The organism is Burkholderia dolosa (assembly GCF_902499135.1).
In the GTDB taxonomy this organism is placed as follows: domain Bacteria; phylum Pseudomonadota; class Gammaproteobacteria; order Burkholderiales; family Burkholderiaceae; genus Burkholderia; species Burkholderia dolosa.
Genome location: NZ_CABVPR010000018.1, coordinates 41,327 through 59,427, shown reverse-complemented (window position 1 = coordinate 59,427; position 18,101 = coordinate 41,327). Strand labels below are relative to the sequence as shown.

At 67.3% G+C, this 18,101-nt stretch carries 17 protein-coding genes and 1 pseudogene; 10 read left to right on the top strand and 8 right to left on the bottom strand.

Annotated elements, in window-relative coordinates:
• Positions 1–18 precede the first annotated feature (18 nt).
• Positions 19–1,831 (bottom strand): annotated as a pseudogene (locus BUB20358_RS10775) (aminopeptidase P family protein).
• An 18-nt stretch (positions 1,832–1,849) separates the two neighbouring features.
• Positions 1,850–2,104 carry a hypothetical protein gene (locus BUB20358_RS10770; protein WP_006765299.1) on the bottom strand — a complete coding sequence of 85 codons (255 nt, stop codon included), beginning with the start codon at positions 2,102–2,104 and terminating at the stop codon, positions 1,850–1,852.
• A 171-nt stretch (positions 2,105–2,275) separates the two neighbouring features.
• Here BUB20358_RS10770 and BUB20358_RS10765 point away from each other — a divergent pair, with 171 nt between their 5' ends.
• The 7 genes from BUB20358_RS10765 to BUB20358_RS10735 all read left to right on the top strand — a co-directional run bounded on the left by BUB20358_RS10765 (position 2,276) and on the right by BUB20358_RS10735 (position 8,393).
• On the top strand, positions 2,276–3,037 hold the full coding sequence (locus BUB20358_RS10765) for a response regulator transcription factor (protein ID WP_006765300.1): 762 nt from the start codon (positions 2,276–2,278) through the stop codon (positions 3,035–3,037).
• A 26-nt stretch (positions 3,038–3,063) separates the two neighbouring features.
• Positions 3,064–4,362, top strand: coding sequence for a glutamyl-tRNA reductase (hemA, locus tag BUB20358_RS10760; protein WP_006765301.1), 1,299 nt, complete (start codon positions 3,064–3,066; stop codon positions 4,360–4,362).
• Positions 4,363–4,444: 82 nt separating this feature from the next.
• Positions 4,445–5,527, top strand: a complete 1,083-nt coding sequence (gene prfA, locus BUB20358_RS10755) for a peptide chain release factor 1 (RefSeq protein ID WP_006765302.1) — start codon at positions 4,445–4,447, stop codon at positions 5,525–5,527.
• 7 nt (positions 5,528–5,534) lie between these two features.
• Entirely contained in the window at positions 5,535–6,377 is an 843-nt protein-coding gene (gene prmC, locus BUB20358_RS10750) for a peptide chain release factor N(5)-glutamine methyltransferase (RefSeq protein ID WP_006765303.1), read from the top strand.
• Positions 6,378–6,444: 67 nt separating this feature from the next.
• Entirely contained in the window at positions 6,445–6,756 is a 312-nt protein-coding gene (gene grxD / locus BUB20358_RS10745) for a Grx4 family monothiol glutaredoxin (RefSeq protein ID WP_006765304.1), read from the top strand.
• A gap of 28 nt (positions 6,757–6,784) precedes the next feature.
• The gene (locus BUB20358_RS10740; RefSeq protein ID WP_006765305.1) at positions 6,785–7,381 is read left to right on the top strand and encodes a UbiX family flavin prenyltransferase; all 597 of its coding nucleotides are present in this window, start codon (positions 6,785–6,787) and stop codon (positions 7,379–7,381) included.
• Positions 7,382–7,601: 220 nt separating this feature from the next.
• Positions 7,602–8,393, top strand: coding sequence for a DODA-type extradiol aromatic ring-opening family dioxygenase (locus BUB20358_RS10735; RefSeq protein WP_006765306.1), 792 nt, complete (start codon positions 7,602–7,604; stop codon positions 8,391–8,393).
• 111 nt (positions 8,394–8,504) lie between these two features.
• On the opposite strand, the gene BUB20358_RS10730 is transcribed toward BUB20358_RS10735, so the two are convergent.
• The gene (locus tag BUB20358_RS10730) at positions 8,505–10,103 is read right to left on the bottom strand and encodes an APC family permease (RefSeq protein WP_006765307.1); all 1,599 of its coding nucleotides are present in this window, start codon (positions 10,101–10,103) and stop codon (positions 8,505–8,507) included.
• Positions 10,104–10,526: 423 nt separating this feature from the next.
• Between BUB20358_RS10730 and BUB20358_RS10725 the strand changes: the two genes are divergently transcribed.
• Positions 10,527–10,730 (top strand): cold-shock protein, encoded by a 204-nt coding sequence (locus BUB20358_RS10725; RefSeq protein ID WP_006477070.1) that lies wholly within the window; start codon positions 10,527–10,529, stop codon positions 10,728–10,730.
• 98 nt (positions 10,731–10,828) lie between these two features.
• Here the strand turns inward: BUB20358_RS10725 and BUB20358_RS10720 are convergent, their stop codons facing one another.
• The 3 genes from BUB20358_RS10720 to BUB20358_RS10710 form a co-directional block, all read right to left on the bottom strand.
• Positions 10,829–12,079, bottom strand: a complete 1,251-nt coding sequence (locus BUB20358_RS10720) for an Hsp70 family protein (protein WP_045552539.1) — start codon at positions 12,077–12,079, stop codon at positions 10,829–10,831.
• Between the two features lie 194 nt (positions 12,080–12,273).
• Positions 12,274–12,879, bottom strand: a complete 606-nt coding sequence (locus BUB20358_RS10715; RefSeq protein WP_035973132.1) for a nitroreductase family protein — start codon at positions 12,877–12,879, stop codon at positions 12,274–12,276.
• A gap of 133 nt (positions 12,880–13,012) precedes the next feature.
• On the bottom strand, positions 13,013–14,296 hold the full coding sequence (locus BUB20358_RS10710) for an MFS transporter (RefSeq protein ID WP_035973134.1): 1,284 nt from the start codon (positions 14,294–14,296) through the stop codon (positions 13,013–13,015).
• A gap of 220 nt (positions 14,297–14,516) precedes the next feature.
• Between BUB20358_RS10710 and BUB20358_RS10705 the strand changes: the two genes are divergently transcribed.
• Entirely contained in the window at positions 14,517–15,137 is a 621-nt protein-coding gene (locus BUB20358_RS10705) for a TetR/AcrR family transcriptional regulator (RefSeq protein WP_006765310.1), read from the top strand.
• A gap of 61 nt (positions 15,138–15,198) precedes the next feature.
• Positions 15,199–15,771 (top strand): DUF1415 domain-containing protein, encoded by a 573-nt coding sequence (locus BUB20358_RS10700; protein WP_035973136.1) that lies wholly within the window; start codon positions 15,199–15,201, stop codon positions 15,769–15,771.
• A 63-nt stretch (positions 15,772–15,834) separates the two neighbouring features.
• On the opposite strand, the gene BUB20358_RS10695 is transcribed toward BUB20358_RS10700, so the two are convergent.
• Both BUB20358_RS10695 and BUB20358_RS10690 read right to left on the bottom strand, forming a co-directional pair.
• A complete protein-coding gene (locus BUB20358_RS10695; protein WP_006765312.1) occupies positions 15,835–16,725 on the bottom strand; it encodes a class I SAM-dependent methyltransferase in 891 nt (296 codons plus the stop codon).
• A gap of 89 nt (positions 16,726–16,814) precedes the next feature.
• Positions 16,815–17,948: a methyltransferase gene (locus tag BUB20358_RS10690; protein ID WP_035973137.1), complete on the bottom strand. Its 1,134-nt coding sequence runs from the start codon at positions 17,946–17,948 to the stop codon at positions 16,815–16,817.
• Positions 17,949–18,101: the final 153 nt, after the last annotated feature.

Sequence of the window (18,101 nt, the reverse complement as noted above, 5' to 3'; positions counted from 1 at the left end):
CCGCGCTCGTGCTGCTCGTCAAATCGGCTGCGTGCGCGCGTCGAGCCACGCCTTCGCGTCGCCGCTCACGTGCCGGCCGACACGCTCGCGCACCGTCGCGTGATACGCGTTCAGCCACGCGCGCTCTTCGTCGTGCAGCATCTCGATCAGCACGCAGCGCGTGTCGATCGGGCACAGCGTCAACGTCTCGAACGCGAGGAAATCGCCGAACTCGGTCTGCCCGGCTGCGCGGTTCACGACCAGATTCTCGATCCGGATGCCCCATTGACCGGGCCGGTAAACACCCGGCTCGATCGACGTGATCATCCCCTCTTCCATCGCCGTGTACGATTCGGCCGGCGCATAGTGCGAGATGACTTGCGGGCCTTCGTGCACGTTCAGGAAATAGCCGACGCCGTGGCCGGTGCCGTGGCCGTAGTCGAGCCCGGCCGCCCACATCGGCGCGCGCGCGATCGCGTCGAGCATCGGCGAACGGATGCCGCGCGGGAACCGCGCGCGCGACAGCGCCATCATCGCCTTCAGCACGATCGTGAAGTCGCGCCGCTGCAGGTCGCCGACCGTGCCGACCGGCACGACGCGCGTGATGTCGGTCGTGCCGGTCACATACTGTCCGCCCGAATCGACGAGCAGCAGGCCGTCGCCGGCGATCGTCGCGTGCGACTCCGGCGTCGCGCGATAGTGCGGCATCGCGCCGTTCGCGTTGAAGCCCGCGATCGTCGCGAAGCTCGGCGACACGTAGCCGGGGCGCCGCGCACGCGCGGCGGTCAGCTTGTCGTCGATCGTCAGCTCGGTGATCGTCTCGCGGTTCACCGCCTGCTCGAACCACGCGAAGAATTCGGCGAGCGCCGCACCGTCGTGTTCCATCGTCACGCGTACGTGCTCGATTTCGGCGGCCGTCTTGCGCGACTTCGCGAACGTCGACGGATTCACCGCCTCGATCAGCTTCACGCCGGCCGGCACGGCTTCGAGCGTGCCGAACGTCACACGGCGCGGATCGACGAGCAGCGTCGTGCCGGCGGGCAGCGCCGCGAGTGACGCGCGCGCATCGCCGTACGGACGCACGTCGACGCCGTCCTGCGCGAGCGACGCGGCAAGTGCCGGCGACACCTTGCCGTCGGCGACGAACAGCATCGCCCGGTCGATCCCGATCATTGCGTGCGCAACGAATACCGGATTGAAGTTCACGTCGGCGCCGCGAAGATTGAAGAGCCACGCGAGATCGTCGAGCGTCGACACGAAATGCCACTGCGCGCCGTGCGCGTGCATCGCGCGCCGCACTTCCGCGAGCTTGCTCGCACGCGTCGTGTCGGCCTGCGGCGCCGCGTGCTCGAAGACGGGATCGCCGGGCAGCCCCGGCCGCTCCGGCCAGATCGCGTCGAGCAAGTCGAGATCGGTACGCAGCGCGATGCCTTGCGCGTCGAGCGCCGCGGTCAGCGCGTGCCGCCGCGACGCCGAGCACGGCGCCGTCGACGCCCACCGTCGCGCCGGACGGCACGTTCTGCGCGAGCCAGTCGACGTGCGGCGCGCTCTGCTGCCCGCCCGTCATCTTCATCAGCTGCACGCCCGTGCCCGCGAGCTCGGTTTCGGCCTGCACCCAGTAGCGGCTGTCGACCCACAGGCCGGCGAAATCCGCCGTCACGACGAGCGTGCCGACCGAGCCCGTGAAACCGGACAGCCAGCGGCGCGCCTGCCAGCGCTCGGGCAGGTATTCGGACAGATGAGGATCGGCGGACGGCACGAGATAGGCGGCCAGGTTCTCGCGGGCCATCGCGCCGCGCAGCAGCGCGAGACGGGCCGGCACCGACGAGACTTCGGGAAGACGGGCATTCATGATTTCACCTGAGAGCGTTCAGCGACGAGCCGACAGCGCGACCGTCACGGCTACGGCGAGGAACGCGGCGCCGGTGCAGACCGGCCATTCGAGCGTCTCGCCGTCGTAAAACAGTCCCGAGAGATTGCCGGCCATGCGCGCGGCAACGGCGGCCGCAATGCCGACGAGCACGGCGATCCACCACGCGGGCCGAGCGGAGCGCCGCATCGGATGCAGCCACCGGCCGAGCAGCCCGACCGCCGCTCCCAGGACAACGATTCCAAACCAGTTCATTCGACGCCTTCTATAAATTCAGATTCGTCCCATAGGCGTGAACGTTAGCAGCGGCTAGCATCGATTCATTCATAGAACCTGAGATCAGCACGGTGCCGCGAACGTTCGAGTTTAGGGGCCGACTCGGCGTTATGGCAAGCGCGCACCGGCTGCCGTATTGAAGAAACAGTCATGCGAATCGCTCTGATCGATCCGGAGGCGCGTCACGCTGCGCTGCTGAACCGGCTGCTCTTTGCGGGAGGTCACGTGTGCCATCCGTTTACGTGCAGCGCCGCATTCTTCGAATGGCTCGCCGCCGACACCTGCGACATGCTGATCGCGAGCCACTGGGCCGGCGATCAGCCGGCCGAGGAAGTCATTCCGCGCGCGCAGTCGATCCTGCCCGGGTTGCCGGCGATCGCCGTGATGCAAGTGCCGCGCGAAAGCGAGATCGTGTCGTGCCTGCACGCGGGTGCCGACGACTGCATCGTGCGACCGGTCAGCGGGCCCGAACTGCTGGCGCGAGTGAATGCGCTGAGCCGGCGCGCAGGCGTTCGGCGGCCGCCGAACCGCTCGCGCGAAATGTATGGCGAATACGCGTTCGATGCGACGCACAGCCTCGTGCGCTTCGATAACACGATCGTCGCACTCACGCCGAAGGAGTTCCGGTTCGCGCAGTTGCTGTTCGCGAACCTGTCCCGGCCGGTGTCGCGCGCACATATCCTCGAAACAGTGTGGGCGCGTCGCCGCGACATGAAGTCGCGCACGCTCGACACGCACGCGTCCCGATTGCGCAGCAAGCTGCGCTTGCTTCCGGAACGCGGATACCGGCTTTTGCCGCTATATGGCTTCGGCTACCAGCTCGACCGCGTGCCGATCGAGCCCCCAAATTCGCGTCCGCGTCACGCGGACGCGCGCTACGCTGCGAGTGAGGAAATCGTCGAGCCGCTATAATACGGGGCTAAACGATAGCCCTCGATATGCAACTCCTCACGATCGGAATCAATCACCACACTGCGCCTGTCGCCTTGCGCGAACGCGTGGCGTTTCCGCTCGAGCAGATCAAGCCGGCTCTCGTCACGTTCAAGAACGTCTTCCTCGGCCGCCAAGCGCCGAACACGCCCGAAGCGGCGATCCTGTCCACCTGCAACCGCACCGAGCTGTACTGCGCGACCGACGATCGCGCGGCGCGCGAAGGTGCGCTGCGTTGGCTGTCCGAGTACCACCGGATTCCGGTCGACGAACTCGCGCCGCACGTCTATGCGCTGCCGCAGTCCGAAGCGGTTCGACACGCGTTTCGCGTCGCGTCGGGCCTCGATTCGATGGTTCTTGGTGAAACGCAGATTCTGGGCCAGATGAAGGATGCGGTGCGCACCGCGTCGGAAGCCGGCGCGCTCGGCACTTATCTGAACCAGCTGTTCCAGCGCACGTTCGCGGTCGCGAAGGAAGTGCGCGGCACGACCGAGATCGGCGCGCAGTCGGTATCGATGGCCGCCGCTGCGGTGCGCCTCGCGCAGCGAATCTTCGAAAAGGTGTCCGATCAGCGCGTGCTGTTCATCGGTGCCGGCGAGATGATCGAGCTCTGCGCGACGCATTTTGCCGCACAGGGCCCGCGCGAGCTGGTGGTCGCGAACCGTACCGCAGAACGCGGCCAGCGGCTCGCCGAACGCTTCAACGGCCGCGCGATGCCGCTGTCCGATCTGCCGACGCGCATGCACGAGTTCGACATCGTCGTGTCGTGCACGGCGTCGACGCTGCCGATCATCGGCCTCGGCGCAGTCGAACGCGCGGTGAAGGCGCGCCGCCATCGGCCGATCTTCATGGTCGATCTCGCAGTGCCGCGCGACATCGAGCCGGAAGTCGGCAAGCTGAAGGACGTGTTCCTCTACACCGTCGACGATCTCGGCGCGATCGTGCGCGAAGGCAGCGCGTCGCGCCAGGCCGCGGTCGCGCAGGCCGAGGCGATCATCGAGACGCGCGTGCAGAACTTCATGCAATGGCTCGACACGCGCAGCGTCGTGCCGGTGATTCGTCACATGCATACGCAGGCCGACGCGCTGCGCCGCGCCGAAGTCGAGAAGGCACAGAGGATGCTCGCGCGCGGCGACGATCCGGCTGCCGTGCTTGAAGCGCTGTCGCAGGCGCTGACCAACAAGCTGATCCACGGCCCGACGAGCGCGCTCAATCGCGTGAACGGCGCCGATCGCGATTCGCTGATCGAGCTGATGCGCGGCTTCTACCAGCACGCGCCGCGCTCGAACGACCAGTCCGGCCACTAGCGCCGCCCGGCTGCTCCGCCGCCGGCCGCAGGCCGGCCTATCCTTTCCGAATACTCCTTGCCCGGGAGCGCCGCTCCACACCATGAAGACGAGCATGCAACGCAAGCTCGACCAGCTGTCCACTCGGCTGGCCGAACTGAACGAACTGCTGAGCCGCGAAAACGTCACGGCCGACCTCGACCAGTATCGCAAGCTGACGCGCGAACACGCGGAACTCGGCCCGGTCGTCGAGCAATACGCGCTGTGGCGTCAGTCGCGCAGCGACGAGACCGCCGCGCAGGAACTGCTCGCCGATCCGTCGATGCGCGATTTCGCCGAAGACGAGATCCGCAGCGCGCGCGACCGGATGGCGCGTCTCGAGCTCGAACTGCAGAAGATGCTGCTGCCGAAGGATCCGAACGACGACCGCAACATCTTCCTCGAAATCCGCGCGGGCACCGGCGGCGACGAATCGGCGCTGTTCGCCGGCGATCTGCTGCGTATGTACCTGCGCTTCGCGGAACGCCAGCGCTGGCAGGTCGAGATGATGTCGGAGAGTCCGTCGGATCTGGGCGGCTACAAGGAAGTCATCGTGCGGATCGCGGGCCAGGGTGCGTATTCGCGTCTGAAGTTCGAATCGGGCGGCCATCGCGTGCAGCGCGTGCCGGCCACCGAGACGCAGGGGCGCATCCATACGTCGGCGTGCACGGTCGCGGTGATGCCGGAAGCGGACGAGATCGGCGAAGTCGAGATCAATCCGGCCGATCTGCGGATCGACACGTTCCGTGCGTCGGGCGCCGGCGGCCAGCACATCAACAAGACGGATTCGGCGGTGCGCGTCACGCACATCCCGACCGGGATCGTCGTCGAATGCCAGGACGATCGCTCGCAGCACAAGAACAAGGATCGTGCGCTGAAGGTGCTCGCCGCGCGCATCAAGGACAAGCAGTACCACGAGCAGCACGCGAAGGAAGCAGCGACGCGCAAGAGCCTGATCGGTTCGGGCGACCGCTCGGAGCGGATCCGCACGTACAACTTCCCGCAGGGCCGGATGACCGACCATCGGATCAACCTGACGCTGTACCGGCTCGAAGCGATCATGGACGGCGATCTCGACGAACTGATCGGCGCGCTCGTCAGCGAGCATCAGGCCGAACTGCTTGCGTCGCTCGGCGACGCCGACTGAGGCCGCGATGTCCGCGACCACCGCCGACGAACTGCTGCGCGCGTCGCCGCTCGACGCGGTCGATGCGCGCGTGCTGCTCGCGCATGCGCTCGGCTGGACCCGCACGCAGCTGATCACGCGCGGCGACGAGCCGCTCGACGCCGCCGCGATCGAACGCTACCGCGCGCTCGAAGCGCGCCGCGCGGCGGGCGAACCGGTCGCGCAACTGGTCGGCGTGCGCGAATTCTTCGGCCGGCCGTTCGACGTGACGCCCGACGTGCTGATTCCGCGCCCTGAAACCGAACTGCTCGTCGAAGCCGCGCTCGACGCAATCGACGGGCTGCCGTATCCGGCCGTGCTCGACCTCGGCACGGGTAGCGGCGCGATCGCCGTTTCGATTGCGGCCGAACGTCCGGACGCGCGCGTCTGGGCGCTCGATCGCTCGCCGGCGGCGCTCGCGGTCGCGCGCCGCAACGCGGACAAACTGCTCGACCCGCATCGTCCCGGCGGCCCGCTGCACTGGCTGCAGAGCGACTGGTACACGGCGCTCGACGCGGCGCCCGTATTCGACGCGATCGTCAGCAATCCGCCGTACATCGCGCAGCACGATCCGCATCTCGCGCAGGGCGACCTGCGCTTCGAGCCGCGCGGCGCGCTCACCGACGACGCCGACGGCCTGAGCGCGATCCGCACGATCGTCGCGGGCGCCGGCACGTACCTGAAGCCGGGCGGCACGCTGTGGATCGAGCACGGCTACGATCATGCCGAAGCCGTGCGCACGCTGCTGACGTCGCACGGCTTCGTCGCGGTCGAATCGCTCGCCGATCTGGCCGCGATCGAACGTACGACCGGCGGCCGGCTGCCGGGCTGACGCGCGGCCTGTCCGGTTGAAATCCGCTATCATTTCGTCCTAACGCCCCGCAAACGCAAGGTCAGTCATGGACACCCAACAACGCATCAAGCAAATCGTCGACGAAAATCCGGTCGTGCTCTTCATGAAGGGCAACGCGCAATTTCCGATGTGCGGCTTTTCCGGCCGCGCCGTGCAGGTGCTGAAAGCCTGCGGCGTCGACCAGTTCAAGACGGTCAACGTGCTCGAGGACGAAGAAATCCGCCAGGGGATCAAGGCGTTCTCGAACTGGCCGACCATCCCGCAGCTTTACGTGAAGGGCGAATTCATCGGCGGCTCGGACATCATGATGGAGATGTACCAGTCGGGCGAACTGCAGCAGCTGTTCGCCGCCGCGTAACACCGCCCCGCTGCCGCCCCGCGTTCCAATGGCTTCTTCCAGCGCGCCGCCGCGCCGGCTGATCGTCGCGATCACCGGCGCAACCGGCGCGATCTACGGCGTACGGCTGCTCGAGCTGCTGCGCGCCGCCGGCGGCGTCGAAACGCATCTGCTGATTTCGAACGCCGGCTGGCTCAACATCCAGCACGAACTGAAATTGTCGAAGGCTGACGTCGAAAGCCGTGCGGACGTCGTGCATTCGGTGCGCGACGTCGGCGCGACGATCGCGTCCGGCTCGTTCGCGACCGACGGAATGGTGATCGCGCCGTGCTCGATGAAGACGCTCGCGAGCGTCGCGCACGGGCTGTCCGACAATCTGATCACACGCGCGGCCGACGTCACGCTGAAGGAGCGCCGCCGGCTCGTGCTGATGGTGCGCGAAACGCCGTTCAACCTCGCGCATCTGCGCAACATGACGGCTGTTACCGAAATGGGCGGCATCGTCTTCCCGCCTTTGCCGGCGTTTTACGCGATGCCGAAGACGATCGACGAACTGGTCGATCAGACGGTCACGCGCGTGCTCGACCTGTTCGCGCTCGGCGCGCCGCTGACGACGCCGTGGACCGGCATTCGGCCCGCGCACTGATCGACGCGCTCAAGCGCGTTCTGCGAAGTTCTTCGCATATCTTCGTCGATTTCCACGCATTCACGGGCGATCCCGCGGCGCGAATGCACGCGTTCATCGGTCCGCGTTCACTCCGCGCCGATTATCAACAATCGAGATTCAATCAAATTCCACGCGCTTGATTTATCAATGTCCGGTGTGAGCCTATAGTGACGGGCAACCCCCTTCTCAGGCCTTCCCCATGAACCGCTTGCCGTCGCTTTACCTGTCCCACGGCGCGCCGACGCTGCCAATCGACCCTGCATTGCCGTCCAATGCGTTCACGCAGCTCGGCGCCGAACTGCCGCGCCCGCGCGCGGTGTTGATGCTGTCCGCGCACTGGGGCACGCAGCAGCCGGTCGCGAGCGTCGCCGCACAACCGCAGACGATCCACGACTTCTACGGCTTTCCTCGCGCGCTGTACGAAATTCGTTACCCGGCGCCCGGCGCGCCGGCCGTCGCCGAACGCGCGGCGGCGCTGCTGAACGCGGCGGGCATCGCGACTGCGACCGCCGAGCACGGCCTCGATCACGGCGCGTGGGTGCCGATGCTGCTGATGTTCCCGGACGCCGACGTGCCGGTCGCGCAGCTGTCGATCCAGCCGCGCGCGGATGCGGCGCACCATTTCGCGGTCGGCCGCGCGCTGCGGCCGCTGCGTGACGAAGGCGTGATGGTGATCGGCTCGGGCCAGATCACGCACAATCTGCGCGCCGCCGATTTCGGCGCGGCACCTGGCGATGCGGACCCGCGTGTCGCGGAATTCACCGACTGGTTCGAAGCGAAGCTCGCCGCGCACAACGTCGACGCGCTGCTCGACTACCGCCGCCAGGCGCCGCACGCGGCACTGATGCATCCGACCGACGAGCATCTGCTGCCGGTGTTTGCCGCACTCGGCGCGGCGGACGACGATTACCGGCTCGGCATCCAGCCGCTCGGCACGTACCAGCGCGTGCTCGCGATGACGAACTACGTGTTTGCGAGCGCGGCCCCCTGACGCGCACGCTTTCGGCATCGACGCCAAACAAAAAGCCCGCCGAGCGATGGCTCGGGCGGGCTTTTTGCGTTGCTGCCGCCGCCGATTCCGACGGCAGCATGCCAAGCGTCGTCAGACGCCGATCCCTTCGAGGATTTCGTCGTGCGACTCGCGCTCGTCGAGATACTTGGTGCGATAACCGGTGTTCACGCCCCAGAAATAGAACACCAGCGAGATCGCCGCGACGACGAGCATGTCCCAGCCGTACGGCAGGTAGCCGTGACCGCCGAACTCCTTGCTGCCGATCAGCGACAGCACGGCCATCGTCGGCAGATACGCAACGAGCCACCACGCGGCCTTCAGATCCGCGCCCCAACCGGTCCAGCCGGACTTCGCCTGGAAGTAGAAGTACAGCGGCAGCGCGACGATCATCAGGAGGATGATTTCGCCGGTCAGCGGCCACTTCGCCCAGTACAGGATCAGCGACGCGCACACGAACGCGAACGGCGCGATCAGCTTCATCAGCGGAATCGACAGCGGACGCTCGACGTCGGTCGCCGCGCGGCGCAGCGCCATCAGGCTGATCGGGCCGGTCAGGTACGAGATCACGGTCGCAACCGAGATCACCGCCGCGAGCGAGCTCCAGCCGCGGAAGAAGAACAGGAAGATGAACGACACGAGCAGGTTGAACCACATCGCCTGGCGCGGCACACCGTAGATCGGGTGCACGTTGCCGAACATCTTCGGCATCGTGTTGTTGCGCTCCATCGCATAGATCATGCGCGTGGTGGTCGCCATGTACGTCGTGCCGGTGCCGCTCGGGCTGATGAACGCGTCGACATACAGCAGGATCGCGAGCCAGTTCAGGTTCAGCGCGATCGCGAGTTCCGCGAACGGCGACGAGAAGTTGAAGTGCGCCCAGCCCTTTGCGACGTCGGCCGGGTCGACCGAACCGATATAGGCCATCTGCAGCAGCACGTAGATCACGAGCGCGAGCAGGATCGACGAAATCACCGCGAACGGCACGCTGCGTGCCGGATTGCGCGCTTCGCCGGCGAGGTTCACCGGGCTCTGGAAGCCGTTGAACGCGAACACGATGCCGCTCGTCGCGACGGCGGTCAGTACGGCCGACCAGCCGTACGGCGCAAAGCTCGCGTTCGACGACGTGCCGAGGTTCTCCGAGTGGAAGCTCGTCAGCATCAGGCCGAGGATCGTGAGGCCGGGAATCAGGAACTTGAAGATCGTGATCGCGGTGTTCGCGCGCGCGAACGCCTTCACGCCCCAGTAGTTCAGCATGAAGTAGATGACGACCAGCACCGCGGACAGCAGCAGGCCGGGTGTCGTCAGCTCGCCGTTCACGAACAGGCTGTGCGCCCATTCGTAAGGCCACGTGCTCATGTACTGGATCGATGCCTCGGCCTCGATCGGGATCACGGATACGATCGCGATCCAGTTCGCCCACGCGCTGATGAAGCCCACCAGCGAACCGTGCGAATAGCGTGCATAGCGCACCATACCGCCCGACTCGGGGAACATCGCGCCGAGCTCGGCGTACGTCAGCGCGATCGCGAGAATCACGACCGCACCGATGATCCACGCGCAGATCGCCGCCGGACCGGCGATCTTCGCGGCCTTCCAGGCGCCGAACAGCCAGCCCGAGCCGATAATCGAACCCAGCCCGGTCAGCATCAGTGCAAACGGGCCGATGTTCCGTTGAATAGAACTCTTCACATCCTCTCCTGTGTCTCAAAAAGCATGGTCGGCTGCCGGTCCGGGATCGGCTCGGACCGCACCGCGCACACATTCTTGGGGGGACGGGCCACCCGATCGGGGCAACCCGGTCCGCGCGGCGCGTAGTTTAACGGTTGCACCTGCGAGTTGGCGCCTAAATCGATCGGCCCCTACAAAAAATTCGCATCGTCTGCAATATTTGTAAGCTCTAAACTCCGCAATAACCCTGATGCCGTGGAAATCCGGTTGACCGCGCGAGCAATTGGCCGTATAAAGGACCACGCAGGATTTCAAGTGGCGAGTGAATTGGTTCTTTCGTAGTTCGCCCATCAACGGTACTCCGGTTGGTCCCATTACCCCCTTCCTTGATTTTCCGCACCCCATGGGCTTCGGCCCCGTTTTATCTTTTTAGGAACAAGTAACATGGCAACCGGTACCGTCAAGTGGTTCAATGACGCAAAGGGCTTCGGCTTCATCACCCCGGAAGGCGGCGGCGACGATCTGTTCGCGCACTTCTCGGAAATCCGCGTCGAAGGCTTCAAGACGCTGCAAGAAAACCAGAAGGTCGAATTCGAAGTGAAGACGGGCCCGAAGGGTCTGCAAGCTGCGAACATCCGCCCGGTTTAAGTCGGCGCGAGATTTCGTGTAAAAAACCCCGCTTCGGCGGGGTTTTTTGTTTTCTGCGCGATTTCGATATCGCGGCACGGTACGTCGCCGCGATTCGCTCAGCCGAATAGCCGTTGCGCGTGAATGCCGAGCCCGGTCGCGACGCTCGCGAGCCGATCGCCGAACACCGGCTGCGCGTCGGGGAACGCATCGGCGAGCGCGCCCGACAGAAACGCGAGCCCGGTCGAGCCGCCGGTGAAATACAGCGCGCCGACGTCGCGCGGCGCGATGCCCGCGAGCCGCACCGTCTCGCGCGCCGCGTCGACGATGCGCGCGGTGTCGTCGCGGCTCGCGTCGACGAGACGATCCGCGTCGAACGCAATCTGCAGATCCTCTTCGACGTCGTTCAGATCGATCATCGTTTCGCCGCCCGCGGCCACGCCGATCTTCGCCTCTTCCGCGCGCGCCATCAGCGCATGTCCGAGCCGCTGCTCGACCACGCGCAGCAGGCGCTCGTGCTGGCGCGCATCGAGGTACAGGTGCTTCATCAGCTTCAGGTCGCCGAGGCGCTTCGGCGTGTACACCGTATTGATCAGGTGCCAGGTCGCCAGATCGAAATAGATGCGGTTCGGCAGTTCGCGCCCTTCCGGATCCAGCGCGCGATAGCCGAAAGCGGGCAGGATCGCCGACAGCTCGACGCGCCGGTCATAGTCGGTGCCGGCGACATGCACGCCGTGGTGCGCGAGCACGTCGTCCTTGCGTTCGAGGCGCGCCATCCGGTCGGGGCCGACACGCACGAGCGAGAAGTCGGACGTCCCGCCGCCGATGTCCGCGACGAGCACGAGGCGCTCGGCCTGCTGACGCGATTCGTAGTCGAACGCCGCCGCGATCGGTTCGTACTGGAAATGCACGTCCGCGAAGCCGACCGACTGCGCGGCCGCTTCGAGCTGCGCCTGCGCGAGGCGGTCCGCGCGCGGATCGTCGTCGACGAAGAACACCGGCCGGCCAAGCACCGCGCGCCGGATCGGCGCGCCCGCGTGCGCCTCCGCCTTGCGCTTCAGATGCGTGAGGAAGCGCGCGATGACCTCGGTGTACGCGATCGCGGTGCCGTCGCCGAGATCGGTCGTGGTCTCCGCGAGCGGCGAGCCGAGGATGCTCTTCATCGAGCGCATCAGCCGGCCGTCGAAGCCGTCGATATACGACGCGAGCGCCGCGCGGCCGTATTCGACCGTCTGCTCGTCGTTGTTGAAGAAGATTGCGGTGGGCAGCGTCAGATGATCGCCCTCGACGGGCGCGAGCCGCATGCCGCCGCCATCGGGCAGCGCCACGGCGGAGTTGGACGTGCCGAAATCGATCGCGCAGTAAGTCATCGGAAGTTGCCGCTGCATGGCCGGCGCGAAAACGGAAAGGACGGGCTTTTTAACACGAAGCCCGCGCGATCACAACCGGCGGCGGGCCGCCGGCGCGATCCGCCGGCCGAGCGACGGCAACGATGTACCGGACCCAGCCGGCCGGCATGCGCACGGACGGGGTGCGCTGCGCGCGCCCGCCGCCCGCTCGACGCTCACGCCGCCGCGTCGAAGCGCTTCTTCCATGCGCCCGCGTACACGATCTCGCCGATCGCATGACGCGTGCGCGGTGCCTTCTCGCGATCGCGCAGCACCGGATCGAGCTTGTCGACGTTGCCGTAGTGGCCGAGCGAGATGATCGCCGGGATCGCGACGTCGGCCGGAATCTCGAATGCGTCGCGGAACGCGTTCGCATCGAAGCCGCTCATCTGATGCGCGGCCAGGCCCAGCGCATGGGCCTGCAGCACGAGCGACATCGCGGCCGCGCCGGCGTCGTACAGCGCGGTCGGCGCCGGTTCGCCCTTCGGCGTGAGCGTGTGCGCGGTCACCGCGATCAGCACCGGCGCCGGCGCATTCCAGCCCTGGTTGAACGGCACGAGCGTCGCGAACGCGCGCTTGAACGCCGCTTCGTCGCGCGTGCGGTCGAACACGATGAAGCGCCACGGCTGCGCGTTGTACGCCGACGGCGCCCACCGCGCGGCTTCGAGCACCGCATGCAGATCGTCGGCGCTGACGGGTTCGTCCGAGTAAGCGCGCGGGCTCCAGCGGCCCGCGATCAGTTCGTGAATCGAAACGGTGGTAGGAGCAGGTTTGACAGACATGCGGTTCCTCGCTGATCGGTGAAGGGGCGCGAACGCCCTGCGAACCGCAAGCATAACCGCTTGCGCGGACACGCGCGCGGCCGCGCCGCGCAATGCAAATCGTCGAGCGTGGATAGGCCGCCCGCGCCGCGCGTCACGCCGCTTGCGCGGCTGCGCGCGACGGCCCGCGATTGATCCGCAGCACGATCAGCGCGCCGACGATGCACAGCCCACCCGAGATCATCGATGCGATCGTGTACGTGCCGAGGCTCGCGCGCAGCATCCCCGCGCCGAGCGCCGCGAACGCCGCGCCGAGCTGGTGGCCGGCGACGATCCAGCCGAACACGACCGGCGCCGCGGCCTTGCCGAACACGTCGGTCGCGAGCCGCACGGTCGGCGGCACGGTCGCGATCCAGTCGAGCCCGTAGAACATCGCGAACAGCGGCAGCCCGAAGAAGTCGATGCCGAACGCGTGCGGCAGATAGATCAGCGACAGTCCGCGCAGCCCGTAATACCAGAACAGCAGCACGCGGTTGTCGTAGCGGTCCGACAGCCAGCCGGACAGCGTCGTGCCGAACAGGTCGAACACGCCCATCGCGGCGAGCAGCGACGCACCCTGCACTTCCGTCATCCCGTAGTCGCTGCACATTGCGATCAGATGCGTGCCGACGTAGCCGTTGGTGCTCGCGCCGCAGATGAAGAAGCTGAAGAACAGCAGCCAGAAGTCGCGCGAGCGGCTCGCGGTGAGCAGCGTGCGGAACGCGACCGCAAGCGGATTCTCCTTCGTCGTATCGGCGGCGGCCGGCGCATCGGCCGGCTCGCCGTACGGACGCAGCTTCACGTCGGCCGGCCGCTCCGGCAGCAGGAACGCGACCAGCGGAATGACGATCGCGGCGGCCAGCGCGACGACGAGCACGACCGGCCGCCAGCCGTGACGCTGCGCGATCGCCGCGAGCATCGGCAGGAACACGAGCTGGCCGGTCGCCGTACTCGCAGTCAGGATGCCCATCACGAGCCCGCGGCGCGCATGGAACCAGCGCGTGACGAACGTCGCGGACAGCGTCAGCGCGACCACGCCGGTCGAGCAGCCGACCATCAGCCCCCAGATCACGACCATCTGCCAGCTTTGCGTCATCGTCGACGACAGCGCGACGCCCGCCGCCATCGTCGCGAGCGCGGTGAGGATCGTCGGACGCAGCCCGAAGCGCTGCATCGCGGCCGCGGCGAACGGACCGGTCAGCCCGTACAGCGCGATGTTCACCGAAATCGCCAGCGAAATCGTCGCGCGGCTCCAGCCGAGCTCGCGCTCGAGCGGCACCATCAGCACGCTCGGCGTCGCGCGCGTGCCGGCCGCCGCCAGCAGAATCAGGAATACCACCGCCGCGGCGAGCCATCCGTAGTGGAAACGCCCGCCGATTCGTGTCACCGCCCAGTTCATGTTCGAATTCTCCGGTTGACGGCATCGGGCATGTGGACGCCCGTCCGTCTCGTTCTGCCGGGCCACCTCCGCCGCACATCGCATCGGCTGACCCGGCCGACGCTTGGCATTCGTCTGTCGATCCGACCGGCATTGTTACCAACCGGTCACAACTGTGTTGCGATCCTAGTGACCAGTCGGTAACATGTCAAGCCATTCATCTACGTGGTCGAGGGTCATCATGTCGGGCATCGAAGCTGCGAAGCCGCAAGCGCGACGCACGCGCCGGCCGATCGCCGGCGCCACCGCCCAGGAGCATCTGCTGCGCGCGGCAGAAGAACTGTTTTACAAGGAAGGGGTGCGCGCGGTCGGCGTCGAGGCGGTCGTGGAACTGGCCGGCGTCAACAAGATGAGCCTGTATCGCCAGTTCTCGTCGAAAGACGAACTGATTCTCGCGTATCTCGACCGGATGGACGCGTGTTTCTTCGAGCGGTTCGACGCGAGCGTCGCGAAGCATCCGGGCCAGCCGAAGGCGCAGTTGATCCAGTATTTCGTCGATCTCGCCGAGCGGGCGACGCAGAAGGACTACCGCGGCTGTCCGTTCGTGAACGTCGCCGCCGAATTTCCGGACGCGTCGCATCCGGCGCGCGAGCGCGTCGCGCAGAACAAGGAACAGCTGATGAAGCGCATCGTCGAGCTGTGCGAAGGCGCCGGCGCACGGCAGCCGAAGGCGCTCGCGGACGCGCTCGCGCTCGTGCTCGAAGGCATCTACGCGGCGAGCCAGACGTACCGGCACGGCGCAACGCCGATCGGCACCGCGCCCGCGCTCGTCACGCAGCTGATCGACGCCGCGTGCGCATGACGGGCCGCGCCCGCCCGCTACAATGCGCGCTTCGCCGCTCTTTCGCCGCCGCCGTTTCGCCATGACCGACACCCGCTCCGCCCAGCACGACGACATCCTCGCCGCGACGCGGCACTGGCTCGAACGCGCGGTGATCGGGCTCAATCTGTGCCCGTTCGCGAAGAGCGTCTACGTGAAGGACCAGGTGCGCTACGCGATCAGCGAAGCGACGACGCTCGAAGACGCGCTCGCCGATCTCGAAAGCGAGCTGCGCGCGCTGGAAGCGGCCGATCCGCAGCAGATCGACACGACGCTCGTGATCTATCCGCACGCGTTCGCGGATTTCGTCGACTTCAACGACGTGCTGTCGTTCGCGGACCGGCTCGTGCAGCAGCTGCGGCTCGACGGCGTGCTGCAGATCGCGAGCTTTCATCCGCAGTACCGCTTCGAAGGCAGCGAGCCGGACGACATCGAAAACTACACGAACCGCGCGCCGTATCCGATCCTGCATCTGCTACGCGAAGACAGCATCGCGCGCGCGGTCGACGCGTTTCCGGACGCGTCCGCGATCTACGAAAAAAACCAGGAAACGCTGCGCCGCCTCGGCCACGACGGCTGGCGGGAATGGATGCGCGGGCCGCGCGACGACGTCTGAAGCGCGAAGCAGCGGCGCCGGCAATCGCGGCCGATGCGCCGCACCTCGCGGCAGGCCGGCGCGTCAGTCGGCAGCCGGCTCGGCGGTTTCGCCGCGCACCGCCGCGAGCTCCGGCACGAAAAACCGCTCGTTGAGCTCGGCCAGCCCGAACATCGCGAGAATCTCGTTCAGCCGCTCGGCCGGCCGCCGGCGCGGCAGGTTCTTGTACTGCGCGACGATCAGCTCGTTCTTCATCGAATGCTCCCAGCCGACCAGCTCGGTCACGCTGACCTGATAGCCGTGCGCCTCGAGCTGCAGGCAGCGCAGCACGTTGGTGATCTGGCTGCCGAATTCACGCGTATGCAGCGGATGCCGCCACACCTCGGTCAGCGCATTCGCGAGCGACTTGCCCTTGTTCCTGCGCAGCACGCCGGCGACTTCCGCCTGGCAGCACGGCACGAGCACGATGTGCCGCGCACGTTTCGCGAGCGCGAAGCGGATCGCGTCGTCGGTCGCGGTGTCGCACGCGTGCAGCGCGGTAACGACGTCGACCGTCGCGGGCAGCTGCGGCGACGCGATCGAATCGGCGACCGACAGGTTCAGGAACGACATGCCGCCGAACCCGAGCCGCGCGGCGAGCTCGGCCGAACGCGCGACGAGCTCCTCGCGCGTCTCGATCCCGTACACGTGCGACGCGAACGCCGGCGTACCGTGCGCGGGCTGCAGCTTGAAGAACAGGTCGTACAGGATGAAGCCGAGATACGACTTGCCGGCGCCGTGATCGACGAGCGTCACCGCGCCGCGCTCGGCCTGCACGCCGGCGAGCAGCGGCTCGATGAACTGGAACAGGTGATAGACCTGCTTCAGCTTGCGGCGGCTGTCCTGGTTCATCTTGCCGTCGCGCGTCAGGATGTGCAGTTCCTTCAGCAGTTCGACGGACTGCTCCGGACGGATTTCGTAGGTCTTGTTGGACATCGTGAAGCGCTGCCGGGCCGCAGTCGGTCGACCACGGCCCGGCAGCGGACATTCGTGAGGAATGGCGACAGTTTACCGAAAACGCGCGGTCAGCCCCGCGCGCCGAGCCGCCAGAGCGACGTGAGCTCGGCGCGGCGCGCCGCATGCAGCGGATCGTTCGGGTCCGCGGCTTTCGGGTGCGCGGGGCGGATGTCGTCGCGGCCGAGCACGACGAGACCCGCTTCGTCGATCCATTGCAGCAGCGTGTCGCGCGGCCGCAGGCCGAGATGCTCGGCGAAATCGGACAGGATCAGCCAGCCTTCGCCGCCCGGTTCGAGATGGTCGGCGAGCCCGGCGAGGAAGCCGCGCAGCATGCGGCTGTCCGGGTCGTACACCGCATATTCGATCGGCGCGCTCGGACGCGCGGGCACCCACGGCGGATTGCAGACGACGAGCGGCGCACGGCCGGCCGGGAACAGGTCGGCCTCGACCACGTCTACGCGGTCCGCGTAGCCGAGCCGCGCGACGTTTTCGCGGGCGCACGCGAGCGCGCGGGCGTCCTGGTCGGTCGCGACGATGCGCTGCACGCCGCGCGACGCGAGCACCGCCGCGAGCACACCGGTGCCCGTGCCGACGTCGAACGCGAGCGACGTCGCGGGCAGCGGCGCACGCGCGACGAGCTCGACGTATTCGCCGCGCACCGGCGAAAACACGCCGTAGTGCGGATGAATCGGCGCGCCGCCGAGCGCCGGAATCGGCACGCCCTTCTTGCGCCACTCGTGCGCGCCGACGAGCCCGAGCAGCTCGCGCAGCGACACGACCGACGGCACGCCGCCGGGGCCGTAAGCCTCTTCGCATGCGGCACGCACGTCGGGTGCGCGGCGCAGCGCGATCGTATAGTCGGCTTCGAGCGGAATCAGCAGCATCCCGAGCGTGCGCGCGCGCTGCGACTGCGCCAGCCGGTGCAGGTTGAACGCATCGATGCCGGTCGCGGCCTTCGCCTTCCGCGGCTTGCGTTCGACGCGCCGCGCCATGGCGTGCACGAGCTGCCGCGCGTTCTGGAAGTCGCCTTGCCACACGAGCGCGGTGCCCTCGCACGCGAGGCGATACGCCGCATCGGCGTTCAGGCGATCGTCGGCGGGCACCGCACGCTTGGGCGGCGGCACGCCGGCCTCGGAGCGCCAGCGCACGGCATGATCGACGCCGGCGGCGTCGGTCCAGTGGAAAACGGGGAAATCGGTCACGCGAACTCGGTTACGGTTGGCTTCAACAGGCAGCGGCATCGCGCCGCGGACGACACCATACCGCGCTTTGCGCGCGCGGCAAAGCGCACGCGACGGCGAGTGCGCCGGACACGTTGCGCACGCCGGATTACTTGCGACCGAGCGGTGAGACGA

Coding starts and splice junctions, on each gene's coding strand:
- BUB20358_RS10770 (WP_006765299.1), bottom strand. CDS start 2,104: ATGAACTGGTTTGGAATCGTTGTCCTGGGAGCGGCGGTCGGGCTGCTC.
- BUB20358_RS10765 (WP_006765300.1), top strand. CDS start 2,276: ATGCGAATCGCTCTGATCGATCCGGAGGCGCGTCACGCTGCGCTGCTG.
- hemA (WP_006765301.1), top strand. CDS start 3,064: ATGCAACTCCTCACGATCGGAATCAATCACCACACTGCGCCTGTCGCC.
- prfA (WP_006765302.1), top strand. CDS start 4,445: ATGAAGACGAGCATGCAACGCAAGCTCGACCAGCTGTCCACTCGGCTG.
- prmC (WP_006765303.1), top strand. CDS start 5,535: ATGTCCGCGACCACCGCCGACGAACTGCTGCGCGCGTCGCCGCTCGAC.
- grxD (WP_006765304.1), top strand. CDS start 6,445: ATGGACACCCAACAACGCATCAAGCAAATCGTCGACGAAAATCCGGTC.
- BUB20358_RS10740 (WP_006765305.1), top strand. CDS start 6,785: ATGGCTTCTTCCAGCGCGCCGCCGCGCCGGCTGATCGTCGCGATCACC.
- BUB20358_RS10735 (WP_006765306.1), top strand. CDS start 7,602: ATGAACCGCTTGCCGTCGCTTTACCTGTCCCACGGCGCGCCGACGCTG.
- BUB20358_RS10725 (WP_006477070.1), top strand. CDS start 10,527: ATGGCAACCGGTACCGTCAAGTGGTTCAATGACGCAAAGGGCTTCGGC.
- BUB20358_RS10720 (WP_045552539.1), bottom strand. CDS start 12,079: ATGACTTACTGCGCGATCGATTTCGGCACGTCCAACTCCGCCGTGGCG.
- BUB20358_RS10715 (WP_035973132.1), bottom strand. CDS start 12,879: ATGTCTGTCAAACCTGCTCCTACCACCGTTTCGATTCACGAACTGATC.
- BUB20358_RS10710 (WP_035973134.1), bottom strand. CDS start 14,296: ATGAACTGGGCGGTGACACGAATCGGCGGGCGTTTCCACTACGGATGG.
- BUB20358_RS10705 (WP_006765310.1), top strand. CDS start 14,517: ATGTCGGGCATCGAAGCTGCGAAGCCGCAAGCGCGACGCACGCGCCGG.
- BUB20358_RS10700 (WP_035973136.1), top strand. CDS start 15,199: ATGACCGACACCCGCTCCGCCCAGCACGACGACATCCTCGCCGCGACG.
- BUB20358_RS10695 (WP_006765312.1), bottom strand. CDS start 16,725: ATGTCCAACAAGACCTACGAAATCCGTCCGGAGCAGTCCGTCGAACTG.